Raw genomic sequence first — 24,590 nt, 5'->3', positions numbered from 1 at the left:
GCCGCGCCGGCACGCAACGGAGCAATCATGTCCGACCTGGAACAGATCCGGCTGGCGCTGCGGGAATTCACCGCCGAGCGCGATTGGCAACGGTTTCATTCACCCAAGAACCTGGCGATGGCGCTGTCGGGCGAAGCGGGCGAGCTGCTGGCGCTGTTCCAGTGGCTGACCGAAGAGGAATCGCGCCAGCCGCCGGCCACATTGCGGGCGCACGTGGCCGACGAGATCGCGGACGTGCAGATGTACCTGGTGGCGCTGGCGGACCAGCTAGGCGTGGACATTGCCGCCGCGGTCCAGGCCAAGATGGCCAGGAACGCGTTGAAGTATCCCGCGGACCGTTTTCGCGGCAGCGCGCGCAAATACGACGATCCGCCGGACGAGGCCTGAGCCTCAGATCACCTTTTGTTCGTGATGCACCTGGGGCGGTTCGACGAAGAATCCCGCCACCAGTTTGCGCCACTCCTGAAAATCGGCAGATTCCCGGAAATCCACCATATGGTTTTCGACGGTTTCCCAGTCCACCACCAGCGTGTAGCGTTGCGGCTGTTCGATGCTGCGATACAGCTCCATGCCGTGGCAGCCGCGGGCGCGCAGGAACAGCGGCCTGGCCTGGGCCACGCCGGCTTCGAACAGGGCCTCCTGTCCTTCGCGCACGTGGATGCTGGCAATCTCCTGGATCATGATGGTGTCTCCGGATAAAAGGGCCGGGCAGGAGCCGGCCGGGCGAAGTAGTATGGCGCAAAATCCCGCGCCCATGAACCGATCCGTCCTCACCCTGCCGCGCTTTATCGCCGCCCGCCTGCTCTGGTACGCGGGCGTCGCGACGCTGGCCGCCATGGCCCTGGCGTCGCAAACCCTGTTCAGCGTGGCGGCGGTGCTGTCGGCCATTGCGATCTACATTCCGGTGTCCATGCTGGCCCTGCCGCTCATGGCGTGGCTGGTCCTGCGCCGGGCGCCGGCCGAGCCGCCGGCGGCGCTGGCGCCGGCCTGGCCTTGCTGGCTGGCCGCGGTAGCGGGCATCGCGCTACTGGCCGGCTACCATCTTTCCGCGTGGCTCGAACTGGCCGAAGGTGGCGTGCTGCTGCTGCTCATCGCGGTGGACCTGGCGCTGGCGCGACGCGAATCCGCCCGCCTGTTCGACCACCTGGCGGCCCGTCGTCCACGTTGAGCGCGGCGGTCTCGCGCTCATCCTGACAGTAAGCCTAAAGAATATTCTCGTCGCGACCGTCGCCGTGCGCGCTAGGGAAATCGTGCGAGTACGTCCCGCGACTTCCCATCCAATGAGCTGAGATGCGCCGCAGCATCCAGGCCGCCGGGGCGCCACGTATCCGCCATATGCATGGCCCGCGCGGCGGTGTTCGCAGATTCCACGCCATCTTTTACGTCTTCTTCCTCAGTCTCATGGGACCGGTCGCCCGTTTAACCGATACCGACGTCCTTAGGACGGCGCAATCATTCCGTACCAATACAAAAGTCCCAAGCGCGGCGTTGCCATATAGGCGTACTGCGCCCGGGGGGTAAAGGTCCGCGCCGGTCGGCCACCGGCACCTGTCCATCCGCCTGGGGCGGATCAGGAGGAGCTCAAATGAAAAAGCTCGCAGCAGTCGCAACGTTGTCCCTCGTCGCGGTTTCGGCCGCTTATGCGAGCGGACCGGGCCAGCCCAGCATTTCCGCGTCTGGCCATGTCGGCACCATCACGGGCACGGTGTCGTCGGTCTCCACGGGCACTTCCGTGGTCTCGACCCAGATCAACGGCTATGGCTCGTCGAGCCAGACGTCGTTCGGTGAAACCGGAGGCGTTGCCACCGCCGGCGGATCCTTCAGCCCGGATGGAACCACCGCGGTCACCAGCACGCGGCAGTACGCCACCAGCGAGACCTACGGCCACATCCAAGGTAATGCCCCGATCATGGTCGGCGACAGCATTGCCAACGGTGGCGCCACGTTCGGCAGCACTACCACCAACGCGACGGCGACGGGGACGTTCAATGCCGGCGCGATCGGGGCGACCGCATCGATCCACGGCGTCGGTCCGGTGGGTGGTTTTGGTCACTGAGCAGCACGCAATCCGGACGGCTTCGGCCGTCCGGTCGAGAGGACATCATGAAAACCCTTGCGCTTGCCTTATCCCTGTCGCTGGTGGCCTTTTCCGCCGGGGCCCAGACCAGCACTTCTTCCTCGACCACCTCGGCGTCATCGGGCTCGACCAACGCCGGCAACAACCAGGGCGTCACGTTCAATTCCAACAACAGCGGTTCGAGCACCCTGCGCACCGCGCCGCCGATCGGCGCGCAGAGCTTCTATGGTTCGTTCTCCTCCGACAGCTGCATGGTGTCGGCCGGCGGCGGGGGATCGGTGGTCGGGTTCGGCATGAACGTGGCTTTCCCGGTCGAGGATCAGAAGTGCAGCCTGCGCCGCAACTTCGAGCGCACCATGCAGGCGGCGGCCTCCACCAAGGACCCGGATCGCTCGCGTCGGCTGGAGACGGCGGCGGTCGATATCCTGTGCCAGACCGATGACCGCACCAAGGCCGCGTTGACCGCCCAGGGCCTTTGCACCAATCCCTCGCTGACGACGGCGGACCACCGCTTCGAGAATCCCACGCCCAACGTCGCCCAGGCCGCGCCCGCGCCCGCGCCGACCCAGGCGCTGTACGCGCCGGCGCCGTCCGCGGGCCCCGGCCCCGTCGCGCAGACCTATCCGGTCATGTCGGTGCAGAACACCATGGCGAACTCCCCGCCGTTGCGCAATCCGCGCATGGACCGGCAGGGGTTGGTGGACTTCTATTCTCCGGGCTGACGATCGTGCGCGACGATCGCGGTTTCCGGCAGTCAGGGCGTGGCGGCGGGCCGGGCCGCGGCGCCCGGCTCCTCGGTGGCATCGGGACGCGGCAGGGGGGCGGTCTGCGGAGCCGATGCCAGCAGCATCGTGGGCGGCGACGAGACTTCCAGACCGGCCTCGTGCAACCGCTGCAGCAACGTGAACAGCAGCGCGCTGCGCACGCCATAGGCCGCGCGCGGGGACGAAACATAGCCTTTGGCGTTGAACATCAGGTTGCCGCCTTCGATGCCATCCAAAAACACGTTGGGCGCCGGCGTGTCCAGCACGTCTTCATGATCGGTGAAGGCCTGCAGGATCAGTTCGCGCACCCGCTGCGCATCGGTTGACAGCGGCAACGGCAGTTTGATCTGCACCAGCCCCAGCGGATTCGAGCGCGTGACGTTGCGTACCGTCTTGGTCACGAATTCCGAGTTCGGCACGATCACCGTCGAGCGGTCTCCCATCTGGATCTCCGTGGCCCGCACGTTGATGCGCAGGATGTCGCCTTCGACGCCTCCCAGCGATACCCAGTCGCCCACCTTGACCGGACGCTCGGCCAGCAGGATCAGGCCCGACACGAAGTTCTGCACCACCGCCTGCAGGCCGAAACCGATACCCACGGACAGCGCGCTGGCGATCCACGCGACCCGTTCCAGGCCGATGCCCGCGGCCGACAGCGACAGCGCCACCGCCAACACGAAGCCGGCGTAGCCGAACAGCGTCGCCGCCGACAGCTGCATGCCCGGATCCAGTTCGGTGGTGGGCAGGTAACGGTTCGACAGCCAGCGCTTGAGCATCTTCACGCCCAGCAGCGACAGTCCCAGCACCAGCAGCGCCTGCAGCACGGCGCCCGGCCGGATCTGGGCCTCGCCGATGGCCAAGCCCTTGCGCAGTTGGTCGAAGCGCTGCAACAGATCCATCGGCCCTTCGCCGAAGGGCGCCAGCAGCAGGATCAGGGCCAGCAGGCCCACCGCCACGCGGCCCACGCCGGACAGCAGCACGGCGGCCTGGTCGCGCAGGCTGGGGCCGTCGCTGTCTTCCCGGTGCGAGGTGCCCAGCAGGGTGCTGAAGCCGTCTTCGATCAGCACGGATAGCAGGTAGGCCGACGCCAGGATGATCACGACCCACAGCACCTGCTTGGTCAGGAAACTGCCGAACGCCACGTACCCCGCCAGCAGGCTGGCCAGACTGATCACCAGCACCGTGCCGGTCGCGGTCAGCAGCAGCGATGTCCAGAAGGGTGGGGGCGGGCCATCTTCCCGCAGCGCCTTGCGCCGCAGCCGGCGGCCGATCGACAGCGCCACCGCCATCGTCACCATCACGAACACCGCCACGATGCCGGTCAGCGTGATGGTGGTGGTCAGGCTGGCGTTCAGCAGCACGGGCAGTCGCTCGGCCAGCCAGATCAGCACGACGATCACGCCCAGGACGCCGGGCAGCCAGCGCAGGCGATACGCGACCTTGTCGGAGATCGGGGGCAGGCGCCAAGACGGCCGCTTGGCCGACAGCAGCGCGTATCCCAGGCCCGACACATAGCCGCCAAAACAGACCGTCGCGACCAGATTGGCCAGCAGCGCGCTGGTGCTTTCCGATAGCTGTGAGTTCCAGTCCAGGCCGACGTGGATCAGCAGCGCAATGATTCCCGGCGTGGCGACGGCCAGGGTCAGGAACGCCACCGCCAGGAACGAGCGGCGCAGGCGTCCCGGCGGCACGCGCGTGGCCGTCAGCCGTAGCAGCATCCGGCCGATCCAGACGCGCAGGGCGATCGCCAGCGCCGCCGCCGCGGCCAGCAGCAGCCAGCCCCATTTGGGCGTCTGTCCGACTGCGGTGGCCAAGTCGTCGCGCAACGCTACCAGCCGTTCGAGATCGCCAGGAAACTCCTCGCGGAATTCGGCCCAGAACTGGCTCGACAGGAAAGAGTCGCGCCGCTCGCCCAGCCGGGCCTGGAATTGCGTGCGGCGCAGGCCGGAAATCTGCTCAGCCGTCTGGCCGGCGTCGACCGACAGCAGCCGCGCCAGCTTGATCTGGGCGTCCAGCGCGCGGCTGCTCTTTTCCAGCTGCATGCGTTGCGCGGCCACGTCGGCGGCTTCCTTGACGCCTTCCGGCGGCGTGCCCAGCTCGCTCAGGCGCGCCGTGACGCTGGCCAGTTGCGGCGCGAGCGCGTCGGCGGTGGCATCCGCCTTGGACTGGATATCGAGCACGTCGCCGCGTTGCTTGAGCAGGTCGGCGTCGTCGGTTTCGTCCGGCACGCGCTTGCGGATGTCGTCGAGCTGCTTGCGCGCGCCGGCCAGCATGGTGTCGATCTCGGCGGGCGAGGTGGGGGCGGCGGCGAACGCCGGCGCCAGGCACAGCGCCAGCAGCAGGGCGGCGATCAGCGTCGCCAAAGAGCGGGTGCGCGGCAGGGCGCGCAAAAGCGGGTGTTGCGGATTCGGGATCATGTTTCTTGGGGGCGACAGACTCGCATCGAGGCGGCAGCATAACAAGCCGTTGACGGGTCCGTTGCAACAAAAACTCCGCTGCGTCCCCCTTAGAAGCGAGGCGGCAGGCGATCGATCCGACGGCCGTTGGTTTCCAGGAAAACGGGGCCGGATTCGTGCCGGTCTTTCTCCGTCCGGCGGCGCGCCTGGAGGCCGGGCGGACGGGTGTTTCAAGGGCGTCCGGCGCGCTTGCGGGCGGCGGCCGATCGTGGGCCTCCCAATACCTCATCGCACACCTCGAGCCAGGCGCGGGCGGCGTACGACAAGTAACCCGATTGCTGCCAGATGTGCCCGACTTCCCATTGCAGGCCGGACTTGGCCAGTTTCGCGGTGCTCAGGCCGCGGGTCTTCATGCGCCGCATCAGCGGTTCGGGCAGCAACGCCGCGCCCAGGCCTGCCGATGCCATCGCCACCAGGAAATCCCAGTGCGCGCTCTGGGCTGCGATGCCGGGCTGCAGGCCGGCGTCGGCAAAGGCCTGGCGTAGCCGCCGCGTCATGGCGAAATCGTCCGTGGGGATCAGCAGGCGGGTATCGCGCAGCGCGCTCAGCGGCAGCGAGGTCTTGCCGGCCCAGGCCGCGTCCGGCGGCCCGATCACCCAGATCGGATAGCTGCCAAACGCCTGCGCAGCCAGGCCGCTGTCGGCGGCGAGCGGCAGGATAGTGGCGCCCACCTCCAGTTCGCCGCCGGCGACCAGGTCCTCCACCGTGCGGCCGGTGCCTTCGCGCAACGTCAGGTGGATGCCCGGATGCTGTTCTCGAAAGCGCTTGACCACAGGCGTAAACAGCAGGTTGATCATGGGCGGAATGCCGACTTCCAGCGAGCCGCGCTGCAACTCGGCGGTCTGGCGCAGTTCCTCGCTCAGCTGGCGCATGGTCTCCAATACCTGCAGGCCACGCTGGTACATCACGCGGCCGGTGTCGGTGGGCCGCGCCGTATGGCCGTCGCGCACCAGCAGCGGCGTGCCCGCCTCCTCTTCCAGCTGGCGGATCATCTTGCTGACCGTGGACTGGGTCACGAACAAAGCCTTGGCCGCCTGCGTGAAGCTGGCATGCCGGACTGTTTCGACGAAATACCGCAAGGCGCGCACATCCACGACTCATCTCCTGCGCAAAGCGCGGAACCTCCAATCAATGAAAAAAACGACTGGATTGGATGATTTTAAGTCATTACGAGATTTGGCTGCCGCTTCCTATACTGCGGAAAATTCGTCCGAAAGCCGACCCGTCGGGGGCTTCGGGCGTCAGGAAACGCCGCGCTAGACGGTGCCTGGATGCGAACGGACTGGTCGTCGCATCCGGCCGCGAGCCGTCGGCTTTTTAGAATCTGGAGACACCATGCACACCGACCGTATCCGCCATCCCGGGCTGCGCGCCAAGATCACGACCGCCGATCAGGCGGCCTTGCTGGTGCGGGACGGCATGACCGTCGGCATGAGCGGCTTCACCCGCGCCGGCGACTGCAAATCGGTGCCCGCCGCGCTGGCCGCGCGCGCCGAGCGCGAACCGTTGTCCATCACATTGATCACCGGCGCCTCGCTCGGGCACGACACCGACAAGATGCTGGCGCAGGCCAACGTCCTGGCGCGCCGCCTGCCATTCCAGGTCGATACCACCCTGCGCCGCAAGATCAATCAGGGCGAGATCGCCTTCATTGACCAGCATCTGTCGGAAACCGCCGAGCAACTGCGCGCCGGCCACATCGGCCCGGTCGACGTGGCCATCATCGAAGCCGCCGCCATCACCGAGAGCGGCGCGATCGTGCCCACCATGTCGGTGGGCAATTCCGCCTCGTTCGCGCAGCAGGCGCAACGCGTCATCATCGAACTGAATCTGAGCGTGCCTGCCGCCATCGAAGGGCTGCACGACATCTACGTGCCCACCGACCGCCCGCGGCGCCAGCCCATGGCGCTGATGTCGGCCGACCAGCGCATCGGCCAGCCGTTCATCCAGGTCGACCCGGACAGGATCGCCGCCATCGTCATTACGCAGGAGCCGGACAGCCCGTCCAATGCGCTGCCGCCGGATGCCGAGACCAACGCCATCGCGGCGCACATCAATAACTTCCTGCGCGCGGAGGTCGACGCCGGCCGCCTGACCAACTCGCTGCTGCCGCTGCAGGCCGGCATCGGCACCATTGCCAACGCCGTGCTGCACGGCTTCGAGGCCTCGGATTTCGACGCCTTGACCATGTACTCGGAGGTACTGCAGGACAGCGCGATCGAACTGCTCGACCAGGGCAAGCTGGCCTTTGCCTCGGCCTCATCCATCACGGTTTCCAAGCCCGTGTATGAAAAGATCCTGGCCAACATCGAGCACTATCGCGAACGCATCGTGCTGCGTCCGCAAGAGATCAGCAACGCGCCCGAAATCGTGCGCCGCCTGGGCATCATCGCCATCAATACCGCGCTGGAGTTCGACATCTACGGCAACGTCAACTCGACCCATGTCGGCGGCACCCACATGATGAACGGCATTGGCGGTTCCGGCGACTTCGCCCGCAATGCCCATCTGGCGATCTTCGTGTCCAAGTCCATGGCCAAGAATGGCGATATCTCCAGCGTCGTCCCGATGGTCTCGCATGTCGACCATACCGAGCACGATGTCGACGTGCTGGTCACCGAATGCGGCCTGGCCGACCTGCGTGGCTTGGCGCCGCGCGAGCGCGCCCGCGCCATCATCCGGCATTGCGTGCATCCGTCGTACCGCGACGCGCTGCAGGATTACTTTGACCGCGCCTGCGAGCGGGGCGGCCAGACCCCGCACCTCTTGGAAGAAGCCTTCTCCTGGCACCAGCGCTTCAACGAGACCGACAGCATGCGAGCGGCCTCGCCCGTCGCTCGCAAGGTCGCCTGACGATAGTGCCCATGCCGGCCTCGCGGGGCCGGCGCCGCCCCGTCAAGCGTTCGCTTCGGGTGTAGGGCGGACATGGGCGTGGTGCTCGGCGGTCACCAGTCCCTTGCTCGATCGTTCCAGTTCGTCGCGCAACCACTGCTTCAGGGCGACCAGCGGCGCCCACTCGCGCAAGCTGGGCCGATAGACCAGGTGATAGGTCTGGGCCTGCTCATAGTGCACGGTCACGGGCGAAACCTGCACCAGCCGGCCCGCGCGGATCGCGTCCGCCGCCAGCAGTTCCCGCCCCAGCGTGATTCCCAATCCCTGTTCCGCCGCCTGCAGCATCATGCCGGCATCATTGAACGTCGCCACCGGGGTGATCGGCACGCTCAGGCCCGCGGCATTGAACCAATGCTGCCACATGTCGCGTTCGCCCAGCAGCGGCTGCCGCGCCAGCGTCTCGGGGGTGTGGTCGGGCAGCGCCGCGGCGGTTTCCGGCGAGGCCAGCGCGATCAGCGGCAAGGGCATATCGAACAGCGGTTCCGACTCCACGCCGGGCCAGGGGCCACGGCCAAACCGCAAGGCCGCATGAAAGCCGTCCCGCAGCAAGTCCACCACTTGTTGCGAGGTCTCGATTTCCAGTGAGAGTTCTGGGTGGCGTTTGTGCCAGCGGGCCATGCGTGGCAGCAGCCAGCGCTGTGCGAACGATGGCAGCACCGACACGCGCAGCCGCTGCGCGCTGCCGCGGGCGGCGGCCGAGGCTGCCATGAGGCCCTCGTCCAGCAGCGCCATGGCGCTCTGTACGCTGCATAACAGCGCCGCCCCGGCCGGGTTGAGCACGATGCCGCGCCCGCTGCGTTCGAACAGCGGGAAACCCAACTGTTCTTCCAATCCCTTGATCTGCTGGCTGACCGCGCTATGAGTCAAGTGCAGGCGGTCGGCCGCCGCGCGCAGGTTCTGCAATTCGGCGACGGCGCGGAAGGCGGGCAGGGTGTTCAGGGGCAGGCGCATGGGTCGGTGAAAGGCAAGGGCTGTAAGAGCGCGATTCGTCGCGGTATCGCCGACGATATGGCTGCCGGGACGATTAGCTTATTTGGTTAGATTAACTGACCATGATGGGTAAAACAATTCGATTTTCAGCGGTTATTTGGGCGACTACGCTTACCAAAACGGAGCAAATCCAGGAGTCCATCCATGTCCGCCCAAACCCGTATCCAGACAGCCCCCCCGTGCGGTAGCGCCAGCCCGGCCCCGACGCGGGCCCATGGGCTCGACGTTTCGCAGCCGGTTTTCCCGGCAATCCGCGCGGCCGCGCCTATGGGGGTGGCTCCCCAGTTGTCCGTCACCGCCGATCGTCCGACCCGGCCCTCGGGCGGTTTCATCGGCCGTCTGTGGCGCGCCTATCGCACTTGGCGCGCCGACAGAATCCTGCGTAACCTGGCGGACGAGATGGACGCCCATATGCTCAAGGACGTGGGCGCGCCGGAATGGGTAGTGAGTCGGGCCACCCTCGAGCAGTCGCTCAGGCGCATCACCCGTATCGACACCCTGCGCTGGTGAGGGCAGGGCAAGAAGTGCTCTCCGCGATGACAGGCCTGGCCGCTTATGCTGTGCCTATATATAGAGATAGAGAGGGGCGCTGCCGGGGATCGACTTCCTATAGATATAGAGATGGACGCTGCCGGGGGGCGACTTCGTTGAAAGAACGGAATCACTCTCCAATTCTTCGCGGCTGTACGACGCAGCTGACTCGAAAGCATGACTACCCGGTGCAAGCGCTTTCACTCTTGCGCATAGGGCTGGCGGAGCGAAGGGGTCAGCCTCCCTGAGGTAGAAGAGGCGCGGACTTTGTGCTGCCTCCGTATATATAGAGAGGCGCGGCGTTCGGATGGCGGGGATTGCCGGGCCCGCATGGTGAGGCACCTTCATGGCTTCCTGGCTTCCGGATCTCCCTGCCCATCCATGGCTCCCGTCCCCTATAGTCCGTCGCCCCTCGTTCAGTCGGTCCCGCAACGAACCTGACTTGGCACGGGGACCTTGCCGTGGCGACCCTTGCTGCGCCGTGGGGGCAAACATCATCTTTCTGCAAAATGGCTGTCATCCCGGCGTGACAAGCCAAAAATCTGTGCTATAGTCTCGCTCCTTCGCAGTTCACGCAGTTTTGTGAGCCGCGAAGCCAGGCAAGTGCAACGGATTTGGCGCTACGGCGACGAATCTGCCGCAAGGCAGCAAGGCGGTGAGTCAGTGATGATTCTCTCGAACCGGCGGTCAGCGAATTTTGCGTAAGTCGGTGCAAATCAGGCAGAAGCCAGTTGCACGATCTGCAAAAATTGTGCTATAGTCTTGGGCTTGGCTGGTGACGGCGAATCAGGGTTTACCCGATAGGGTGGTCTGAATGGCGTTGCAAGCCGACTGGGCGGTAACCAACCTCTGGAGCGATCTGGGGCTGCTGCGAAGTGAAGCGATTCACGAAGCGGCGGGGTTGCAAGATAGGATGCAAATTAGGCAAAAGCCGGTTGCATAATCTGCAAAAGTTGTGTTATAGTTTCAGGCTTGGCAGTTACCGAAAACTTAGGGTTAACCCTGCTATTTCGATAGCTGCTAAAGAGAAAGCCGGGCGCGAGCCTGGTGAGGCCTGAAGAGGTCGTAGGCAAGGCAGCGAAGTGAAGCAAGCAACGCTGACTTGACAAACGATAAAAACTTCTTCATAATCTCGTTTCTCTGCTGCTGACACAGCGATCGACGCGAAAGCGAAATCGCCGAAAAAAGCAGAAGATGTAGTAAGTAGTTTGGTAGTACAGAATTTAGCAGTACCGCTCTTTAACAATTAAACAACCGATAAGTGTGGGCGCTTGATGCGAGTGCACAGTGACTGGTTTTTAAAACCTGTCACAAGCACAATGAAATCAAGTGCTCACTAGAAGTGAAGTACCTTAGATGTCAAGTCTAAGCACATACCTCACTTCCTTTGAGTAGCGACGTATGACTCGGTTCTTCGGAACTAAGAAATACGAAACAAATACAGAGATTAAACTGAAGAGTTTGATCCTGGCTCAGATTGAACGCTAGCGGGATGCCTTACACATGCAAGTCGAACGGCAGCACGGACTTCGGTCTGGTGGCGAGTGGCGAACGGGTGAGTAATGTATCGGAACGTGCCCAGTAGCGGGGGATAACTACGCGAAAGCGTAGCTAATACCGCATACGCCCTACGGGGGAAAGCAGGGGATCGCAAGACCTTGCACTATTGGAGCGGCCGATATCGGATTAGCTAGTTGGTGGGGTAACGGCTCACCAAGGCGACGATCCGTAGCTGGTTTGAGAGGACGACCAGCCACACTGGGACTGAGACACGGCCCAGACTCCTACGGGAGGCAGCAGTGGGGAATTTTGGACAATGGGGGAAACCCTGATCCAGCCATCCCGCGTGTGCGATGAAGGCCTTCGGGTTGTAAAGCACTTTTGGCAGGAAAGAAACGTCGTGGGTTAATACCCCGCGAAACTGACGGTACCTGCAGAATAAGCACCGGCTAACTACGTGCCAGCAGCCGCGGTAATACGTAGGGTGCAAGCGTTAATCGGAATTACTGGGCGTAAAGCGTGCGCAGGCGGTTCGGAAAGAAAGATGTGAAATCCCAGAGCTTAACTTTGGAACTGCATTTTTAACTACCGGGCTAGAGTGTGTCAGAGGGAGGTGGAATTCCGCGTGTAGCAGTGAAATGCGTAGATATGCGGAGGAACACCGATGGCGAAGGCAGCCTCCTGGGATAACACTGACGCTCATGCACGAAAGCGTGGGGAGCAAACAGGATTAGATACCCTGGTAGTCCACGCCCTAAACGATGTCAACTAGCTGTTGGGGCCTTCGGGCCTTGGTAGCGCAGCTAACGCGTGAAGTTGACCGCCTGGGGAGTACGGTCGCAAGATTAAAACTCAAAGGAATTGACGGGGACCCGCACAAGCGGTGGATGATGTGGATTAATTCGATGCAACGCGAAAAACCTTACCTACCCTTGACATGTCTGGAATGCCGAAGAGATTTGGCAGTGCTCGCAAGAGAACCGGAACACAGGTGCTGCATGGCTGTCGTCAGCTCGTGTCGTGAGATGTTGGGTTAAGTCCCGCAACGAGCGCAACCCTTGTCATTAGTTGCTACGAAAGGGCACTCTAATGAGACTGCCGGTGACAAACCGGAGGAAGGTGGGGATGACGTCAAGTCCTCATGGCCCTTATGGGTAGGGCTTCACACGTCATACAATGGTCGGGACAGAGGGTCGCCAACCCGCGAGGGGGAGCCAATCCCAGAAACCCGATCGTAGTCCGGATCGCAGTCTGCAACTCGACTGCGTGAAGTCGGAATCGCTAGTAATCGCGGATCAGCATGTCGCGGTGAATACGTTCCCGGGTCTTGTACACACCGCCCGTCACACCATGGGAGTGGGTTTTACCAGAAGTAGTTAGCCTAACCGCAAGGGGGGCGATTACCACGGTAGGATTCATGACTGGGGTGAAGTCGTAACAAGGTAGCCGTATCGGAAGGTGCGGCTGGATCACCTCCTTTCAGAGCTTAGTGCTCGTGTTAAGCGTCCACTCTTATCGGTTGTTTGATATAGCTGGGATCGGTTGTGGGCTTGGGTAGAGGGACTCCTCCCTGTGTCCATGACTTCTGACTACTGATCCGAGAAGGTTTTGGGTCTGTAGCTCAGTCGGTTAGAGCACCGTCTTGATAAGGCGGGGGTCGTTGGTTCGAATCCAACCAGACCCACCAAGTATTCGCAGGTAGAGATGCTGTGGATATGGGGGTGTAGCTCAGCTGGGAGAGCGCCTGCTTTGCAAGCAGGATGTCATCGGTTCGATCCCGTTCACCTCCACCAAGACCTGTGCCTGGTGGGATGTAGAGGCTAACTCATAGCGTCGTGCGGATAATGTCTGCCCGGTCTTATGAGTTAGGTTTTACCTGACAGCTATATTCGTTCTTTAACAATCTGGAAGAAGCACAACGAAATGTGCTCATCGAGTAATCAGCTTGCTGATGAAGATGGGTACGGGTTGTGATTGCATTAATTTTGTTCCAAGTTCTCAAGACTGGGGTGAATAACCTCAGACTGCTTTGAAACTTATGAACGGCACAAACGCTAATACTCAGGTCCTATAGCCTACAGCGTTATAGGATCAAGCGACTAAGTGCATATGGTGGATGCCTTGGCGATCACAGGCGATGAAGGACGTAGTAGCCTGCGAAAAGCTGCGGGGAGCTGGCAAACAAGCTTTGATCCGCAGATGTCCGAATGGGGAAACCCACTCCGTAAGGAGTATCCCTGACTGAATACATAGGTCAGTGGAAGCGAACCGGGTGAACTGAAACATCTCAGTAGCTCGAGGAAAAGAAATCAACCGAGATTCCGAAAGTAGTGGCGAGCGAAATCGGAAGAGCCTTCACGTTTTAGCATGCAAGATAGTCGAACGGAATGGAAAGTCCGGCCGTAGCAGGTGATAGCCCTGTAGACGAAATTTTGTGTGTGGAACTAAGCGTGAGAAAAGTAGGGCGGGACACGTGAAATCCTGTTTGAAGATGGGGGGACCATCCTCCAAGGCTAAATACTCGTGATCGACCGATAGTGAACCAGTACCGTGAGGGAAAGGCGAAAAGAACCCCGGAAGGGGAGTGAAATAGATCCTGAAACCGTATGCATACAAACAGTAGGAGCCTCCTTGTGGGGTGACTGCGTACCTTTTGTATAATGGGTCAGCGACTTACATTCAGTGGCAAGGTTAACCGAATAGGGAAGCCGTAGCGAAAGCGAGTCCGAATAGGGCGATTCAGTCGCTGGGTGTAGACCCGAAACCAGATGATCTATCCATGGCCAGGTTGAAGGCACGGTAACACGTGCTGGAGGACCGAACCCACTAATGTTGAAAAATTAGGGGATGAGCTGTGGATAGGGGTGAAAGGCTAAACAAATCTGGAAATAGCTGGTTCTCTCCGAAAACTATTTAGGTAGTGCCTCAAGTATTACTGCGGGGGGTAGAGCACTGTTATAGCTAGGGGGTCATGGCGACTTACCAAACTATGGCAAACTCCGAATACCCGCAAGTACAGCTTGGGAGACAGAGCACCGGGTGCTAACGTCCGGACTCAAGAGGGAAACAACCCAGACCGCCAGCTAAGGTCCCAAATTATCGCTAAGTGGGAAACGAAGTGGGAAGGCATAGACAGTCAGGAGGTTGGCTTAGAAGCAGCCATCCTTTAAAGAAAGCGTAATAGCTCACTGATCGAGTCGTCCTGCGCGGAAGATGTAACGGGGCTAAGCGATAAACCGAAGCTGCGGGTGTGCACTTTGTGCACGCGGTAGGAGAGCGTTCTGTAAGCCTGCGAAGGTGGCTTGTAAAGGCTGCTGGAGGTATCAGAAGTGCGAATGCTGACATGAGTAGCGATAAAGGGGGTGAAAAGCCCCCTCGCCGTAAGTCCAAGGTTTCCTGCGCAACGTTCATCGGCGCAGGGTGAGTCGGCCCCTAAGGCGAGGCAGAGATGCGTAGCTGATGGGAAGCTGGTTAATATTCCAGCACCGTCGTACAGTGCGATGGGGGGACGGATCGCGGAAGATCATCAGGGTGTTGGATGTCCCTGTTGACGTATCGAAGATGGCGCTTAGGCAAATCCGGGCGCGTAAATCAAGGGTACGGCACGAGCGAGCATTGCTTGCGAAGTGATTGGAAGTGGTTCCAAGAAAAGCCTCTAAGCTTCAGCTGTACGAGACCGTACCGCAAACCGACACAGGTGGACGGGATGAATATTCCAAGGCGCTTGAGAGAACTCAGGAGAAGGAACTCGGCAAATTGATACCGTAACTTCGGGAGAAGGTATACCCCGGTAGTGTGAAGCGCCTGCGCGCTTAGCATGATGGGGTCGCAGAGAATCGGTGGCTGCGACTGTTTATTAAAAACACAGCACTCTGCAAAGACGAAAGTCGACGTATAGGGTGTGACGCCTGCCCGGTGCCGGAAGGTTAAGTGATGGGGTGCAAGCTCTTGATCGAAGCCCCGGTAAACGGCGGCCGTAACTATAACGGTCCTAAGGTAGCGAAATTCCTTGTCGGGTAAGTTCCGACCTGCACGAATGGCGTAACGATGGCCACACTGTCTCCTCCTGAGACTCAGCGAAGTTGAAGTGTTTGTGATGATGCAATCTACCCGCGGCTAGACGGAAAGACCCCATGAACCTTTACTGTAGCTTTGCATTGGACTGTGAACCGGCCTGTGTAGGATAGGTGGGAGGCTTTGAAGCGTGGTCGCTAGATCACGTGGAGCCATCCTTGAAATACCACCCTGGTTTGTTTGCGGTTCTAACCTTGGTCCGTTATCCGGATCGGGGACAGTGCATGGTGGGCAGTTTGACTGGGGCGGTCTCCTCCCAAAGTGTAACGGAGGAGTTCGAAGGTACGCTAGGTACGGTCGGAAATCGTGCTGATAGTGCAATGGCATAAGCGTGCTTGACTGTGAGACTGACAAGTCGAACAGGTGCGAAAGCAGGACATAGTGATCCGGTGGTTCTGAATGGAAGGGCCATCGCTCAACGGATAAAAGGTACTCTGGGGATAACAGGCTGATACCGCCCAAGAGTTCATATCGACGGCGGTGTTTGGCACCTCGATGTCGGCTCATCTCATCCTGGGGCTGTAGCCGGTCCCAAGGGTATGGCTGTTCGCCATTTAAAGAGGTACGTGAGCTGGGTTTAAAACGTCGTGAGACAGTTTGGTCCCTATCTGCCGTGGGCGTTGGATACTTGACGGAGCCTGCTCCTAGTACGAGAGGACCGGAGTGGACGTACCTCTGGTGTACCGGTTGTCATGCCAATGGCATTGCCGGGTAGCTAAGTACGGAAGAGATAACCGCTGAAGGCATCTAAGCGGGAAACTCGTCTGAAGATTAGGTATCCCGGGGACTTGATCCCCCTAAAGAGTCGTTCGAGACCAGGACGTTGATAGGTCGGGTGTGGAAGCGCAGTAATGCGTTAAGCTAACCGATACTAATTGCTCGTGAGGCTTGATCCTATAACACTGATGGTTATGACCTGGTGATATAGCGTTCCAAGTGTCGTTCAATACAAAATCTGGCTGCCCCGTCAGCAGCCAGCCAACACCAATTACACCCACTGTGCGGGATCATCGAGCCAGTCTCTGATCCCCCACACGTTGCGCTTCTTCCAAGATTGGAGCGGTTGTCCCTCAAAGACAATCTCTCAACCAGTTACGCCTGACGACCATAGCAAGGTGGTACCACTCCTTCCCATCCCGAACAGGACAGTGAAACGCCTTTGCGCCGATGATAGTGGACGGACGTCTGTGAAAGTAGGTCATCGTCAGGCTTTTATTGCTCAAAACCCCATAGGCTCGCGCCTGTGGGGTTTTGTCTTTGTGAAAAGCCCGTTTATGCGTGCGGCATGATCATTGAGCCAAGCTCTGATCATCGCGCATGAAGCTGGCCATGCAGTACCCAGGATTGGAGCGTTCGCCCTTGGGGCGGAATGCTCGGCAGGTCAAGCCTGATACCCATAGCAAGGTGGTACCACTCCTTCCCATCCCGAACAGGACAGTGAAACGCCTTCGCGCCGATGATAGTGGACGGACGTCTGTGAAAGTAGGTCAGTATCAGGCAGTTATTCAAAAAGAAAACCCCGCAGGCTGACGCCTGCGGGGTTTTTCTTTATGGCCTTGAATAGACCCATGGCAGGGCGGCCTTGCATTGGAAGCGCGTGACCCCGCCCGTGGTCCGCCCGCTTCAGCCTGGCTGGTGTCGTGCCGTCTCCGGCAGTTGACGCCTGAGAGCGGCGAAGAACAGCTCCGATTGCAGGCGTTCGCTCTGGATCTGGGCGGCGACCTTGGCGGCGAGTCCGGGAGCGACAGGCACCAGCGGCCGTCCCGTGGACTGCGCCAGTACCTGCGCGGTACAGGCGCGCTCGAGAAAGAACAGGTCGTCGTAGGCGTAGTCGAGACGCTCGCCACATACCACCACGCCATGATTGCCCAGGAAGGCGATATCGGCGCCCTGCATGGCGCGGGCGATGCGTTCGCCTTCGCTGGCGTCCAGGGCGAGGCCGTTGTATTCGCCATCCACGGCGATCCGGCCATGAAAGCGCATGGCGTTCTGCGACAACGTGGTGTCCAGCGTGCGATCTGCCGTGAGCGTCAGGGCCGTGGCGTAAGGCATATGCGTGTGCAGCACACAGGCCTTGCCGGCGATGCGGTGGATCGCGGCATGGATGAACATTGCAGTGGGCTCGACCTCGTGACGGCCGGCCAGTTTGCGGCCTTGCGCGTCGACCAGCACGATATCTTCCGCCTGCACTTCGTGCCACATCAGCCCGCGGGGATTCAGCAGGAAGTGATCAGTGTCCCCCGGTAGCGCCACGCTGAAGTGGTTGCATACCCCTTCGCCCAGTCCGTGGGCCGCGGCGGCGCGCAGGGCCAGTGCCAGGTCGGCGCGCAGACCAGCAACGCGTTCGGCATGGAACAGCGCATCGGCGAAGTGAGGATCTTTGTTCATGGGCAGCCCGAAATGTTGGTCGACAGGGAAGTGGTGCGTTGAGTGGCTCGCCGTAAAGGCGCGCGGATGATCGCCGCTTTGTGCGTGCTCCGGACGGCGATGGAATGTGTCGCCGGCCATGCGGCCTTACATCCAGCCGGCCTGTTGGAACAGGCCGGGGACTTTATCCAGAGTCGATACAGTAGCGTCGGGGCGATAGTCTGGCAAGGGTTGGCGGCCGGTGCCACGATCGATCCAGACGCAGCGAAAGCCGATATCGCGCGCGGCCGCATGGTCCAGGTGAGGACTGGCGCAGATGTGCACCACTTCATCGGGCGTGACGCCAAGGCTGTCGTGGGCATGCGCGAAGATCCGCCGCGACGGCTTGTAGGCGCCAGCTTGCTCGGCGGTGATGACGCGGTCGATATGGCCACCCAATTGCGCCACGTTGCCGGCGATGATGCCGTCATCGGTGTTGGAGATGATGCACAGGCGGAATCCGGCGCGCTTGAGCGCGGCCAGTGTATCGACCACTTCGGGAAACGGTGGCATGGCGGAAATGCTGTCCGTGAGCAATGCGGCGTCATCGGGCCGGTACGCCAGGTCGAGGTCGCGCATGGTCAGGCGCAGGGATTCCCGGGAGATGTCGGCGAAGGACATGTGGGGCGGCGTGCGTTCCAGGCGATGTTCGTGCTCGTCATAGACGTGCAGGAAGTGCGCGGGTGTCGGCGCATGGCGTTGGGGGTTGGCGGCGAGGATACGCGCTACCGCGGCCTGTAGTCCTTCGTCCCACTGAATGAGGGTGCCGTAGCAATCGAAGGTCAGCCATCGTGGGCGGGGCAGGTGGTCCAGGGGCATGGGATTCTCCTTTTGAAAAGCCGGTCGGGAAAGGTCAGCTTAGGTGGGGCCCCATGAGTTGTAAAATTAATAAAAGTACTCAGGTCAGTGGAATCACGAATATCCCATGGCGTGAATCCTTCAGCCCTCTCTCGCCCATCGGATAGCCCATGCTCGACCTGGAATTGCTCAAGACCCTTGTGTGCGTCGCGGACGAAGGCAGCTTCACGCGAGCCGCCGGCCGCGTGCATCGCACGCAGTCCACCGTGAGCCAGCAGGTGCGCAAGCTGGAACAGGCGGTCGGCAAGACACTGCTGCTGCGCGACCGCGCGGGCAATCAGGTGGCGGCCACGGCGGATGGCGAGCTGATGCTGGCATACGCGCGCAAGTTGCTGGCGATGGCGGACGAGGCGGAGCTGGTGTTGTCCGCGCCGCGCCGCGTGCAGGCGATCCGCTTGGGAATTCCCGAGGACTTCGACGTGTCGCGCCTCGCGGCATTGCTGGCGGGGTTCGCTGCCAGCCATCCGGATATCCGCCTGGAAACCGGCAGCGGGATGAGCACGGATCTGAAGGCCCGATTGGCGGCGGGGGAATTGGACTTGGCGCTGATCAAGCGCGAGCCCGGCGAGGGGCCGTGCCTGGCGGCGTGGCCTGAACGCCTCGTCTGGGCGGGCGACAAGCGTCTGTTGCAGCAGGCGGGGCCGGTGCCGCTGGTGCTGTTCCCGCACGGATGCATTTACCGCAAGCGCATGATCTATGCGCTGGAGAGCGCCGGACGGCCGTGGCGCGCCGCGTATCACAGCCAGAGCCTGGCGGGCGTGCAGGCGGCGGTCAGCGCGGGGCTGGGTATTTCACTGCTGCCGGCGTTCGCGCGGCTGCCGGAGCACGGAATACTCGGCGTCGCGCAGGGGTTGGCGCCAGCGCCGAATACCGAACTGGCGATCGTGGGCGAAGCGCGCCTCGCCGCCGGCGATGCGGTGGCTAACCTGGTGGCGGTATTGAAGCGGGCAGTGGGCCAGGACGACAATGCCTCGCCCGGCCTGGCGCCATCAGCTTAGATCGCCATCCACGTAATACCAGCGACCGGCTTCACGCACGAAGCGGCTGACTTCATGCATTCTGCTGGCGCGTCCGGCGAGGCGGCTGCGCGCGACGAATTCGACCGTGGCGTGGTCGGCGTCCTGATCGCGAGCCTGCTTGACGGTCAGGCCCAGCCATTTGAGGCCTGGCGGGTTGGGTTCAAGCGACGCGGGGCGAGTGCTGGGATGCCAGGTGTCGAGCAGGTAGGCGAGCCTGTCCAGCACGAAAGCGCTGTAGCGCGAGCGCATCAGGTCTTGCGCGGTGGGGGCCTGCAGCGCCAAGGGGCCGGCGTGCCAGCGGCCGCAGCAGGCGGTGTACGACTTGGCCGAGCCACAGGGACAGGCGATCGGGTCGGGCGTGGTCACGGCGGGCTTCAGGCGAGCAGGTCGCTGTATTCAGGATGGCGGCGCATGTAGACGTCGGCGTAGGAGCACTGTGGCCGCACCTTCCATCCCTGGGCGCGCGCGGAATCCAGTGCGACACGGGTGAGTTCGGCGGCGATGCCGCGACCGCCCACCTGGCCTGGAACGCCGGTGTGGGTGATGGTCATTACGCCGTCGCGCAGATGGTAGTCCAGCACGCACAGAACGCCATCGACCGTGGTTGTGAAGCGGGAGTGCTGGGTGTCGTGGATGACGGAGACCATGGGAATTCCTGCGTGAAATTGGGCGCCCCAGGGGGACGGGCATCCTTCATAGGATACCAGTGGCGCGACCCGCGGCCGTCGGCGCCGCGACGGTGCTTCGGCGAGGGTCGAGTGAACCCGCTGGAGCGAGGCCCGAGGATTGCATTCCGGGAAGGTCAGCGCTGCAGCGCTTTCAGCAGCGCGGTCAGTTGCGCATCGCGTGTTTCGACCAGGTCGGCGATGCTGCGCGTGCCGGCCTCGGCGTTGACGCCCTCGATCAGCCGGCGCTGCAGTTCAGGCGTGACCTCGGGGGTGCCCAGGTCATCCCACCAGGTCTGCACCGGTCCCAGCAGGTGTTTCATGAAATGCGCCATGCCGCCGGCGCCGCCGCCCAGGTTGAACGTCATGTGCGGGCCGAACAAAGCCCAGCGCAGGCCGGGCCCTTGCGATACGGCGGCGTCGATGTCGGCCACGCTGGCGACGTTCTCGGCGGCCAGATGGATAGCCTCGCGCCACAGCGCGGCCTGCAGGCGGTTGGCAATGTGGCCGGGGACTTCCTTGTTGACGCGGATCGGGTACTTGCCCAACTGGCGATAGAAGTCGATGCAGCGGTCGATGGTGGCGGCGGAGGTCTGCCTGCCGCCCACCACTTCCACCAGCGGGATCAGGTGCGGCGGGTTGAACGGGTGGCCGATGACGAAGCGCGAGGCATGTTCGCACCGCGCTTGCAGGCGGCTCATGATGAGTCCGGATGAGCTGGAGGCGACGATGGCGTGGGGCGGCAGCAATGCGTCCATGCGCACGAACAGGTCGGTCTTGAAATCTTCGCGCTCGGGCGCATTCTCCTGGACGAAGTCCACGTCGCGCAACGCAATGGCCAGGTCGGATTCGAAGCGCAGCCCGTCGGGTGAGGCCCCCGCGGCGACGCGTCCCAGTTCCGCCAGCACTGGCCAGGCCGCGGCAACGCGCGCGCGCGTCAACGGCTCGGCATCGTCCGCGGGATCGCAGACCACGACGTCGAGTCCGTGCGCCAGGAACAGTGCGGCCCAGCTGGCACCGATGGTGCCGGCGCCGACGATGGCGACGCGGCGGATGGCGGGGAAGGGGGACGTGTCGGTCATGCGGCGCTCCGGATGGGTCGAAGGGAAGGTCCATTGTGAAGCAAAGACGATCGGGTTGCCACGCGCGCCGTTGAGCGGCAAGATGCGCTCCATGCCGGCACCCGCCGTACTTCCTTCTTCACATGACGCGCAACATGAATGCCTCCCGCTCCGGCTCTCGCGCCGCGGTACCGTATTTCTGCCAATGGGAATCAGCCGATCTGGCGGGCGCGATCATCCGCAAGGAGTTGCGCCTGGAGGACGATCCGGCGTGGCGCGCATCCGGGGCGCGGGATGTCGACGAATACGCGCGCTGGGCCAGTCATGTCTGTGGCATGGCTTGCCTGAAGATGGTGCTGGCGGCGGAGTCCGGCGAGGTCCATCCGACCTTGGCCCTGATGCGCCGGAGTCTGCCGTATGGCGCCTACACGCTGGCCGAGGATGGCGTCATCAAGGGGCTGATCTACGCCCCGTTCGTGCGCTTCGTCGCGCAGGAGTTCGACATGCGTGCCGAAGTGCGGGTCGGCCTGCGCGCCGAAGCGCTGCCGGACTTGATGACGCAGGCAAAGTACTTCATGGCGTCCGTGCATCCGTGGATCCGCTGGCCGGACCGCGAGCCGCCCGCCAAGGGCGGCCACCTGGTGCTGGTGACCCGGGCCACGCCGCAACACGTGGTTTTTCACAATCCGTCCGGGGAGTCCGGCGCGCAGGCCGATGCCAGCGTGTCGCTCGCCGACTTTGACCGGTTCTTCGCCGGGCGCGGCGTGGCGATCCTGGGCCCGGCCTGAGCGAGGCGCGCGCTACGCGTTGCGCGTGCCCCGTAGATGACGCCACACCAGCAACCCGGCGCCCAGGTAGCCGCCGGCGATGATGGCGTAGGCGGCGGGCAGGCTTGCATGCCAGTCCGGCAACAGGTGCAGGATGGTGCCCATCAGTGCCACGCCCACCAGGGCCCCCGATTGGCGGTTGGCGTTCAGCGCGGCCGCGGCGCTGTTGGCATGGTGCCTGCCCGACACCTGCATGACGACGCTCGTCATGGCGGGCACGGCGACGCCCACGCCCAGATTTGCGAGCGCCACGACCATGGCGAAGGGCCAGTAGGGCATGTCGGGAGCGAACGTGAAGAGGCCGACCGCGCTCATCGCGGCCGCCAGCGAGATGCCGCCCAGCAACGCGGTCGAAACGTTCCAGCGCGCCGATACGCGGCTGGATAGCAGGTTGCCGATGGAAAAAACCGCCAGCATGGGCACCAGCTGGATGCCGGTCTCCAGGGCGTCGGCGCCGCGCGCCTGCTGCAGGAACAGGCTGAGCAGGAACAGCTGTCCATAGGCGGCGAGGTTGATCAGGAACCCCACGCCGTTGGCCGCCGCGAACTGGGTGGTCTGGAACAGTGCGCGCGGCAGGATCGGCTCGGCGTGTCGCCGTTCACGGCGCACCAGCGCCACGGTGGCCAGGACGCACAAGGCCACCGCCGCCAGAATGGGCGCAGACGACCAGCCGTAGGTGTTGCCCTGGATCAGGATGAAGCACAGTGATGCCAGCGCGATGACCCCGAGCAGGTGGCTGATCGGGTTCAGGGCGCGCGGGCGTTTCGGCGCGGCCTGGATGCGTTGCCGTGCCAGCCAGAGGCCGGCCAGGCCCAGCGGCAGGTTGATGAGAAATATGCCGCGCCAGCCGAACTGATGGATCAGTACGCCGCCCAGCAGCGGGCCCGCGGCGCCGGCCACCGCCACGATGGCCGACCATGCGGCCAGCATCCGGTTGCGCACCTGCTCGTCCTCGTAGGCATGGGTCAGCAGGCTGAGCGAACTGGGCATGAAGAGCGCGGCGCCCAGCCCCTGCAGCATGCGGGCGGCGATGAGGAGGTCGCCATTCGGCGCGATGCCGCACAGCAGCGACGCCAGTGTGAAGACGCCGAGGCCGCACAGGTAGATGGTCTTGGCGCCGTAGCGATCGGCCAGGGCGCCTGCCACTAGCAGCAGCGCGGCGAAGGTCAGGGTGTAGCCATCGACGATCCAGACGAGATCGGTGAGCGGCACGGTGAATTGCTGCGCAATGCTGGGCAGGGCGACATTGACCACGGTGACGTCCAGCATCGCCATGACGAAACCGATCGCCAGCGTGACCAGGGGGAGCAATCCAGTGGCCGCGGGCCGGGGGGAGGCGTTGGCGGGCAGGGGCAGAACGGAGGGGGCAGAGCAGGCGGTGCGCATGGCGGGGACTTCCGGGGCTTTCCGAGGCGCACAGATTAGGCGCTTTCCCTGATGCAAAAAAGGGGAATAATCGCTTCCTTGTGATGCAAAATCGCATCATGTGGATATTCTCGACGGGAGCAGGCTGGGGTCATGGATTGGGACAATGCACGGATCTTCCTGGCGATCTATCGCAATGGCACCCTGCGCGGCGCGGCCGCGCTGTTGCAGATCGACCAGGCCACCGCCGGGCGCCGCCTGGCGGCGTTGGAAACGTCGCTGGATGCGCGCCTGTTCCTGCGGACGCCGTCGGGGTATGTGCCGACTGCGGCGGGCGAACAGGCCTTTGCCGCCGCCGAGCGCATGGAACAGGCGGCCGACCAGTTGCAGCGGCAGATGCAGGGGCTGGATCACCGGCTCTCGGGCGTGGTGCGGCTGGCGACCTCCGAAACGGTCGCCAGCTATTTCATCATGGAGGCCATTCGTCGCCTGCATGCCCAGCATCCCGATATCCGGGTGGCGCTGTCGACGTCGATCCAATTGAGCAACCTGACACGGCGCGAGGCCGATCTGGCCATCCGCAATGTCAAGCCGGACAGTCCCGACCTGATTCACCGCCACCTGGCGCGGCGCGAGGTCGGACTCTATGCGTCGAAGTCCTACATTGCGGCGCATGGCGAGCCGCGTCCCGGCACCGCGTTCGCCGGCCATACGCTGGTGACATATCAGCAAGCGGTGCTGCCGGGCTGGTCCGATACCTTTTGTGGCGAGCCGACGGGTAATGGCCGCATCGCGGTGGAGCTGAATTCGGGAATGCTGATTATCGAAGCGGTGGCCGCGGGCCTGGGCATTGGTGAATTGCCGATCCATATGGCGCCGCAGTATCCGGACCTGGTGCGGATCTGGCCGAACCGCAGCGAACCTTATGACCTGTGGCTGGTGATGCACGGCGACCTGAACCGTACGGCGCGGGTGCGCGCGGTGGCGGACGCCATCATTGCCGTGTTCGAAGCCGGCTGACCTGCGGTAAACCGTGGCTTGTGGGCAGGGGCGAGGGGCGCTAAGGTTTGACGGTCCGGCGGCATTGCGCCGCCCGCCTTCCATG

At 62.9% G+C, this 24,590-nt stretch carries 19 protein-coding genes, 2 tRNA genes and 4 rRNA genes; 15 read left to right on the top strand and 10 right to left on the bottom strand.

The features are described from left to right. Positions 1 to 27: 27 nt before the first annotated feature. Positions 28 to 387, top strand: a complete 360-nt coding sequence (locus ABFG95_RS07665; protein WP_059272226.1) for a nucleotide pyrophosphohydrolase — start codon at positions 28 to 30, stop codon at positions 385 to 387. Positions 388 to 390: 3 nt separating this feature from the next. Here ABFG95_RS07665 and ABFG95_RS07660 read toward each other — a convergent pair whose 3' ends face one another. Further along, positions 391 to 681 (bottom strand): antibiotic biosynthesis monooxygenase family protein, encoded by a 291-nt coding sequence (locus tag ABFG95_RS07660; protein WP_049075303.1) that lies wholly within the window; start codon positions 679 to 681, stop codon positions 391 to 393. 73 nt (positions 682 to 754) lie between these two features. Here ABFG95_RS07660 and ABFG95_RS07655 point away from each other — a divergent pair, with 73 nt between their 5' ends. The 3 genes from ABFG95_RS07655 (at position 755) to ABFG95_RS07645 (ending at position 2,799) form a co-directional block, all read left to right on the top strand. Continuing rightward, positions 755 to 1,168 carry a hypothetical protein gene (locus ABFG95_RS07655; RefSeq protein ID WP_348995708.1) on the top strand — a complete coding sequence of 138 codons (414 nt, stop codon included), beginning with the start codon at positions 755 to 757 and terminating at the stop codon, positions 1,166 to 1,168. Between the two features lie 417 nt (positions 1,169 to 1,585). Further along, positions 1,586 to 2,056 (top strand): hypothetical protein, encoded by a 471-nt coding sequence (locus ABFG95_RS07650; protein ID WP_049075302.1) that lies wholly within the window; start codon positions 1,586 to 1,588, stop codon positions 2,054 to 2,056. Positions 2,057 to 2,103: 47 nt separating this feature from the next. Further along, positions 2,104 to 2,799, top strand: coding sequence for a hypothetical protein (locus tag ABFG95_RS07645; protein WP_059272222.1), 696 nt, complete (start codon positions 2,104 to 2,106; stop codon positions 2,797 to 2,799). Between the two features lie 32 nt (positions 2,800 to 2,831). Here ABFG95_RS07645 and ABFG95_RS07640 read toward each other — a convergent pair whose 3' ends face one another. Both ABFG95_RS07640 and ABFG95_RS07635 read right to left on the bottom strand, forming a co-directional pair. Then, positions 2,832 to 5,258: a DUF3772 domain-containing protein gene (locus tag ABFG95_RS07640; RefSeq protein ID WP_278992801.1), complete on the bottom strand. Its 2,427-nt coding sequence runs from the start codon at positions 5,256 to 5,258 to the stop codon at positions 2,832 to 2,834. 209 nt (positions 5,259 to 5,467) lie between these two features. After that, positions 5,468 to 6,391, bottom strand: a complete 924-nt coding sequence (locus tag ABFG95_RS07635) for a LysR family transcriptional regulator (RefSeq protein WP_049075299.1) — start codon at positions 6,389 to 6,391, stop codon at positions 5,468 to 5,470. A 241-nt stretch (positions 6,392 to 6,632) separates the two neighbouring features. On the opposite strand from ABFG95_RS07635, the gene ABFG95_RS07630 reads away from it, so the two are divergent. Further along, on the top strand, positions 6,633 to 8,150 hold the full coding sequence (locus ABFG95_RS07630; RefSeq protein WP_348995707.1) for an acetyl-CoA hydrolase/transferase family protein: 1,518 nt from the start codon (positions 6,633 to 6,635) through the stop codon (positions 8,148 to 8,150). A gap of 42 nt (positions 8,151 to 8,192) precedes the next feature. On the opposite strand, the gene ABFG95_RS07625 is transcribed toward ABFG95_RS07630, so the two are convergent. Beyond that, positions 8,193 to 9,140: a LysR substrate-binding domain-containing protein gene (locus tag ABFG95_RS07625; protein ID WP_059272219.1), complete on the bottom strand. Its 948-nt coding sequence runs from the start codon at positions 9,138 to 9,140 to the stop codon at positions 8,193 to 8,195. Between the two features lie 183 nt (positions 9,141 to 9,323). Between ABFG95_RS07625 and ABFG95_RS07620 the strand changes: the two genes are divergently transcribed. The 7 genes from ABFG95_RS07620 (at position 9,324) to rrf (ABFG95_RS07590) (ending at position 16,783) form a co-directional block, all read left to right on the top strand. Then, positions 9,324 to 9,689: a hypothetical protein gene (locus tag ABFG95_RS07620; RefSeq protein ID WP_348995706.1), complete on the top strand. Its 366-nt coding sequence runs from the start codon at positions 9,324 to 9,326 to the stop codon at positions 9,687 to 9,689. A 1,470-nt stretch (positions 9,690 to 11,159) separates the two neighbouring features. Beyond that, positions 11,160 to 12,690: ribosomal RNA gene (locus ABFG95_RS07615) — 16S ribosomal RNA — on the top strand. A 130-nt stretch (positions 12,691 to 12,820) separates the two neighbouring features. Further along, positions 12,821 to 12,897, top strand: a tRNA-Ile gene (locus ABFG95_RS07610). Between the two features lie 30 nt (positions 12,898 to 12,927). Then, positions 12,928 to 13,003: transfer RNA gene (locus ABFG95_RS07605), tRNA-Ala, on the top strand. A gap of 296 nt (positions 13,004 to 13,299) precedes the next feature. Further along, a 23S ribosomal RNA gene (locus ABFG95_RS07600) occupies positions 13,300 to 16,180 on the top strand. A 201-nt stretch (positions 16,181 to 16,381) separates the two neighbouring features. After that, positions 16,382 to 16,494: ribosomal RNA gene (gene rrf, locus ABFG95_RS07595) — 5S ribosomal RNA — on the top strand. 176 nt (positions 16,495 to 16,670) lie between these two features. After that, positions 16,671 to 16,783 (top strand): 5S ribosomal RNA (gene rrf / locus ABFG95_RS07590). The 16S, 23S and 5S rRNA genes sit together here with 2 tRNA genes alongside, the layout of an rRNA operon. A 124-nt stretch (positions 16,784 to 16,907) precedes the next feature. Here rrf (ABFG95_RS07590) and ABFG95_RS07585 read toward each other — a convergent pair. Together ABFG95_RS07585 and ABFG95_RS07580 are read right to left on the bottom strand one after the other, a co-directional pair. Then, the gene (locus ABFG95_RS07585) at positions 16,908 to 17,672 is read right to left on the bottom strand and encodes an aldolase (protein WP_175203320.1); all 765 of its coding nucleotides are present in this window, start codon (positions 17,670 to 17,672) and stop codon (positions 16,908 to 16,910) included. 126 nt (positions 17,673 to 17,798) lie between these two features. Then, positions 17,799 to 18,509, bottom strand: coding sequence for a haloacid dehalogenase type II (locus ABFG95_RS07580; RefSeq protein ID WP_169536583.1), 711 nt, complete (start codon positions 18,507 to 18,509; stop codon positions 17,799 to 17,801). Positions 18,510 to 18,658: 149 nt separating this feature from the next. On the opposite strand from ABFG95_RS07580, the gene ABFG95_RS07575 reads away from it, so the two are divergent. Then, positions 18,659 to 19,546 (top strand): LysR substrate-binding domain-containing protein, encoded by an 888-nt coding sequence (locus ABFG95_RS07575; protein ID WP_063582964.1) that lies wholly within the window; start codon positions 18,659 to 18,661, stop codon positions 19,544 to 19,546. Here the strand turns inward: ABFG95_RS07575 and ABFG95_RS07570 are convergent. The 3 genes from ABFG95_RS07570 to ABFG95_RS07560 form a co-directional block, all read right to left on the bottom strand. Then, positions 19,538 to 19,933, bottom strand: coding sequence for a YchJ family metal-binding protein (locus tag ABFG95_RS07570; RefSeq protein WP_049072673.1), 396 nt, complete (start codon positions 19,931 to 19,933; stop codon positions 19,538 to 19,540). The two genes, ABFG95_RS07575 and ABFG95_RS07570, sit on opposite strands and share 9 nt — an antisense overlap. Positions 19,934 to 19,941: 8 nt before the next feature. Then, complete coding sequence (locus ABFG95_RS07565) at positions 19,942 to 20,214, bottom strand: GNAT family N-acetyltransferase (protein ID WP_049072674.1); 273 nt, start codon at positions 20,212 to 20,214, stop codon at positions 19,942 to 19,944. Between the two features lie 155 nt (positions 20,215 to 20,369). Beyond that, entirely contained in the window at positions 20,370 to 21,314 is a 945-nt protein-coding gene (locus tag ABFG95_RS07560) for a 3-hydroxyacyl-CoA dehydrogenase NAD-binding domain-containing protein (protein ID WP_348995705.1), read from the bottom strand. A 122-nt stretch (positions 21,315 to 21,436) separates the two neighbouring features. On the opposite strand from ABFG95_RS07560, the gene ABFG95_RS07555 reads away from it, so the two are divergent. After that, the gene (locus ABFG95_RS07555; RefSeq protein ID WP_238908924.1) at positions 21,437 to 22,081 is read left to right on the top strand and encodes a hypothetical protein; all 645 of its coding nucleotides are present in this window, start codon (positions 21,437 to 21,439) and stop codon (positions 22,079 to 22,081) included. A 12-nt stretch (positions 22,082 to 22,093) separates the two neighbouring features. On the opposite strand, the gene ABFG95_RS07550 is transcribed toward ABFG95_RS07555, so the two are convergent. After that, on the bottom strand, positions 22,094 to 23,506 hold the full coding sequence (locus ABFG95_RS07550; protein ID WP_348995704.1) for an MFS transporter: 1,413 nt from the start codon (positions 23,504 to 23,506) through the stop codon (positions 22,094 to 22,096). Positions 23,507 to 23,638: 132 nt separating this feature from the next. On the opposite strand from ABFG95_RS07550, the gene ABFG95_RS07545 reads away from it, so the two are divergent. Further along, positions 23,639 to 24,505 (top strand): LysR family transcriptional regulator, encoded by an 867-nt coding sequence (locus ABFG95_RS07545; RefSeq protein ID WP_049072676.1) that lies wholly within the window; start codon positions 23,639 to 23,641, stop codon positions 24,503 to 24,505. Positions 24,506 to 24,590 lie beyond the last annotated feature (85 nt).

It is taken from the genome of Achromobacter sp. HNDS-1 (assembly GCF_040084795.1).
Taxonomy (GTDB): Bacteria; Pseudomonadota; Gammaproteobacteria; order Burkholderiales; family Burkholderiaceae_B; genus Achromobacter; species Achromobacter ruhlandii.
Note: the sequence above shows the minus strand (reverse complement) of the source record. Positions and strands in the feature narration are given on the sequence as shown.

Coding starts and splice junctions, on each gene's coding strand:
- ABFG95_RS07665 (WP_059272226.1), top strand. CDS start 28: ATGTCCGACCTGGAACAGATCCGGCTGGCGCTGCGGGAATTCACCGCC.
- ABFG95_RS07660 (WP_049075303.1), bottom strand. CDS start 681: ATGATCCAGGAGATTGCCAGCATCCACGTGCGCGAAGGACAGGAGGCC.
- ABFG95_RS07655 (WP_348995708.1), top strand. CDS start 755: ATGAACCGATCCGTCCTCACCCTGCCGCGCTTTATCGCCGCCCGCCTG.
- ABFG95_RS07650 (WP_049075302.1), top strand. CDS start 1,586: ATGAAAAAGCTCGCAGCAGTCGCAACGTTGTCCCTCGTCGCGGTTTCG.
- ABFG95_RS07645 (WP_059272222.1), top strand. CDS start 2,104: ATGAAAACCCTTGCGCTTGCCTTATCCCTGTCGCTGGTGGCCTTTTCC.
- ABFG95_RS07640 (WP_278992801.1), bottom strand. CDS start 5,258: ATGATCCCGAATCCGCAACACCCGCTTTTGCGCGCCCTGCCGCGCACC.
- ABFG95_RS07630 (WP_348995707.1), top strand. CDS start 6,633: ATGCACACCGACCGTATCCGCCATCCCGGGCTGCGCGCCAAGATCACG.
- ABFG95_RS07625 (WP_059272219.1), bottom strand. CDS start 9,140: ATGCGCCTGCCCCTGAACACCCTGCCCGCCTTCCGCGCCGTCGCCGAA.
- ABFG95_RS07620 (WP_348995706.1), top strand. CDS start 9,324: ATGTCCGCCCAAACCCGTATCCAGACAGCCCCCCCGTGCGGTAGCGCC.
- ABFG95_RS07585 (WP_175203320.1), bottom strand. CDS start 17,672: ATGAACAAAGATCCTCACTTCGCCGATGCGCTGTTCCATGCCGAACGC.
- ABFG95_RS07580 (WP_169536583.1), bottom strand. CDS start 18,509: ATGCCCCTGGACCACCTGCCCCGCCCACGATGGCTGACCTTCGATTGC.
- ABFG95_RS07575 (WP_063582964.1), top strand. CDS start 18,659: ATGCTCGACCTGGAATTGCTCAAGACCCTTGTGTGCGTCGCGGACGAA.
- ABFG95_RS07565 (WP_049072674.1), bottom strand. CDS start 20,214: ATGGTCTCCGTCATCCACGACACCCAGCACTCCCGCTTCACAACCACG.
- ABFG95_RS07560 (WP_348995705.1), bottom strand. CDS start 21,314: ATGACCGACACGTCCCCCTTCCCCGCCATCCGCCGCGTCGCCATCGTC.
- ABFG95_RS07555 (WP_238908924.1), top strand. CDS start 21,437: ATGACGCGCAACATGAATGCCTCCCGCTCCGGCTCTCGCGCCGCGGTA.
- ABFG95_RS07550 (WP_348995704.1), bottom strand. CDS start 23,506: ATGCGCACCGCCTGCTCTGCCCCCTCCGTTCTGCCCCTGCCCGCCAAC.
- ABFG95_RS07545 (WP_049072676.1), top strand. CDS start 23,639: ATGGATTGGGACAATGCACGGATCTTCCTGGCGATCTATCGCAATGGC.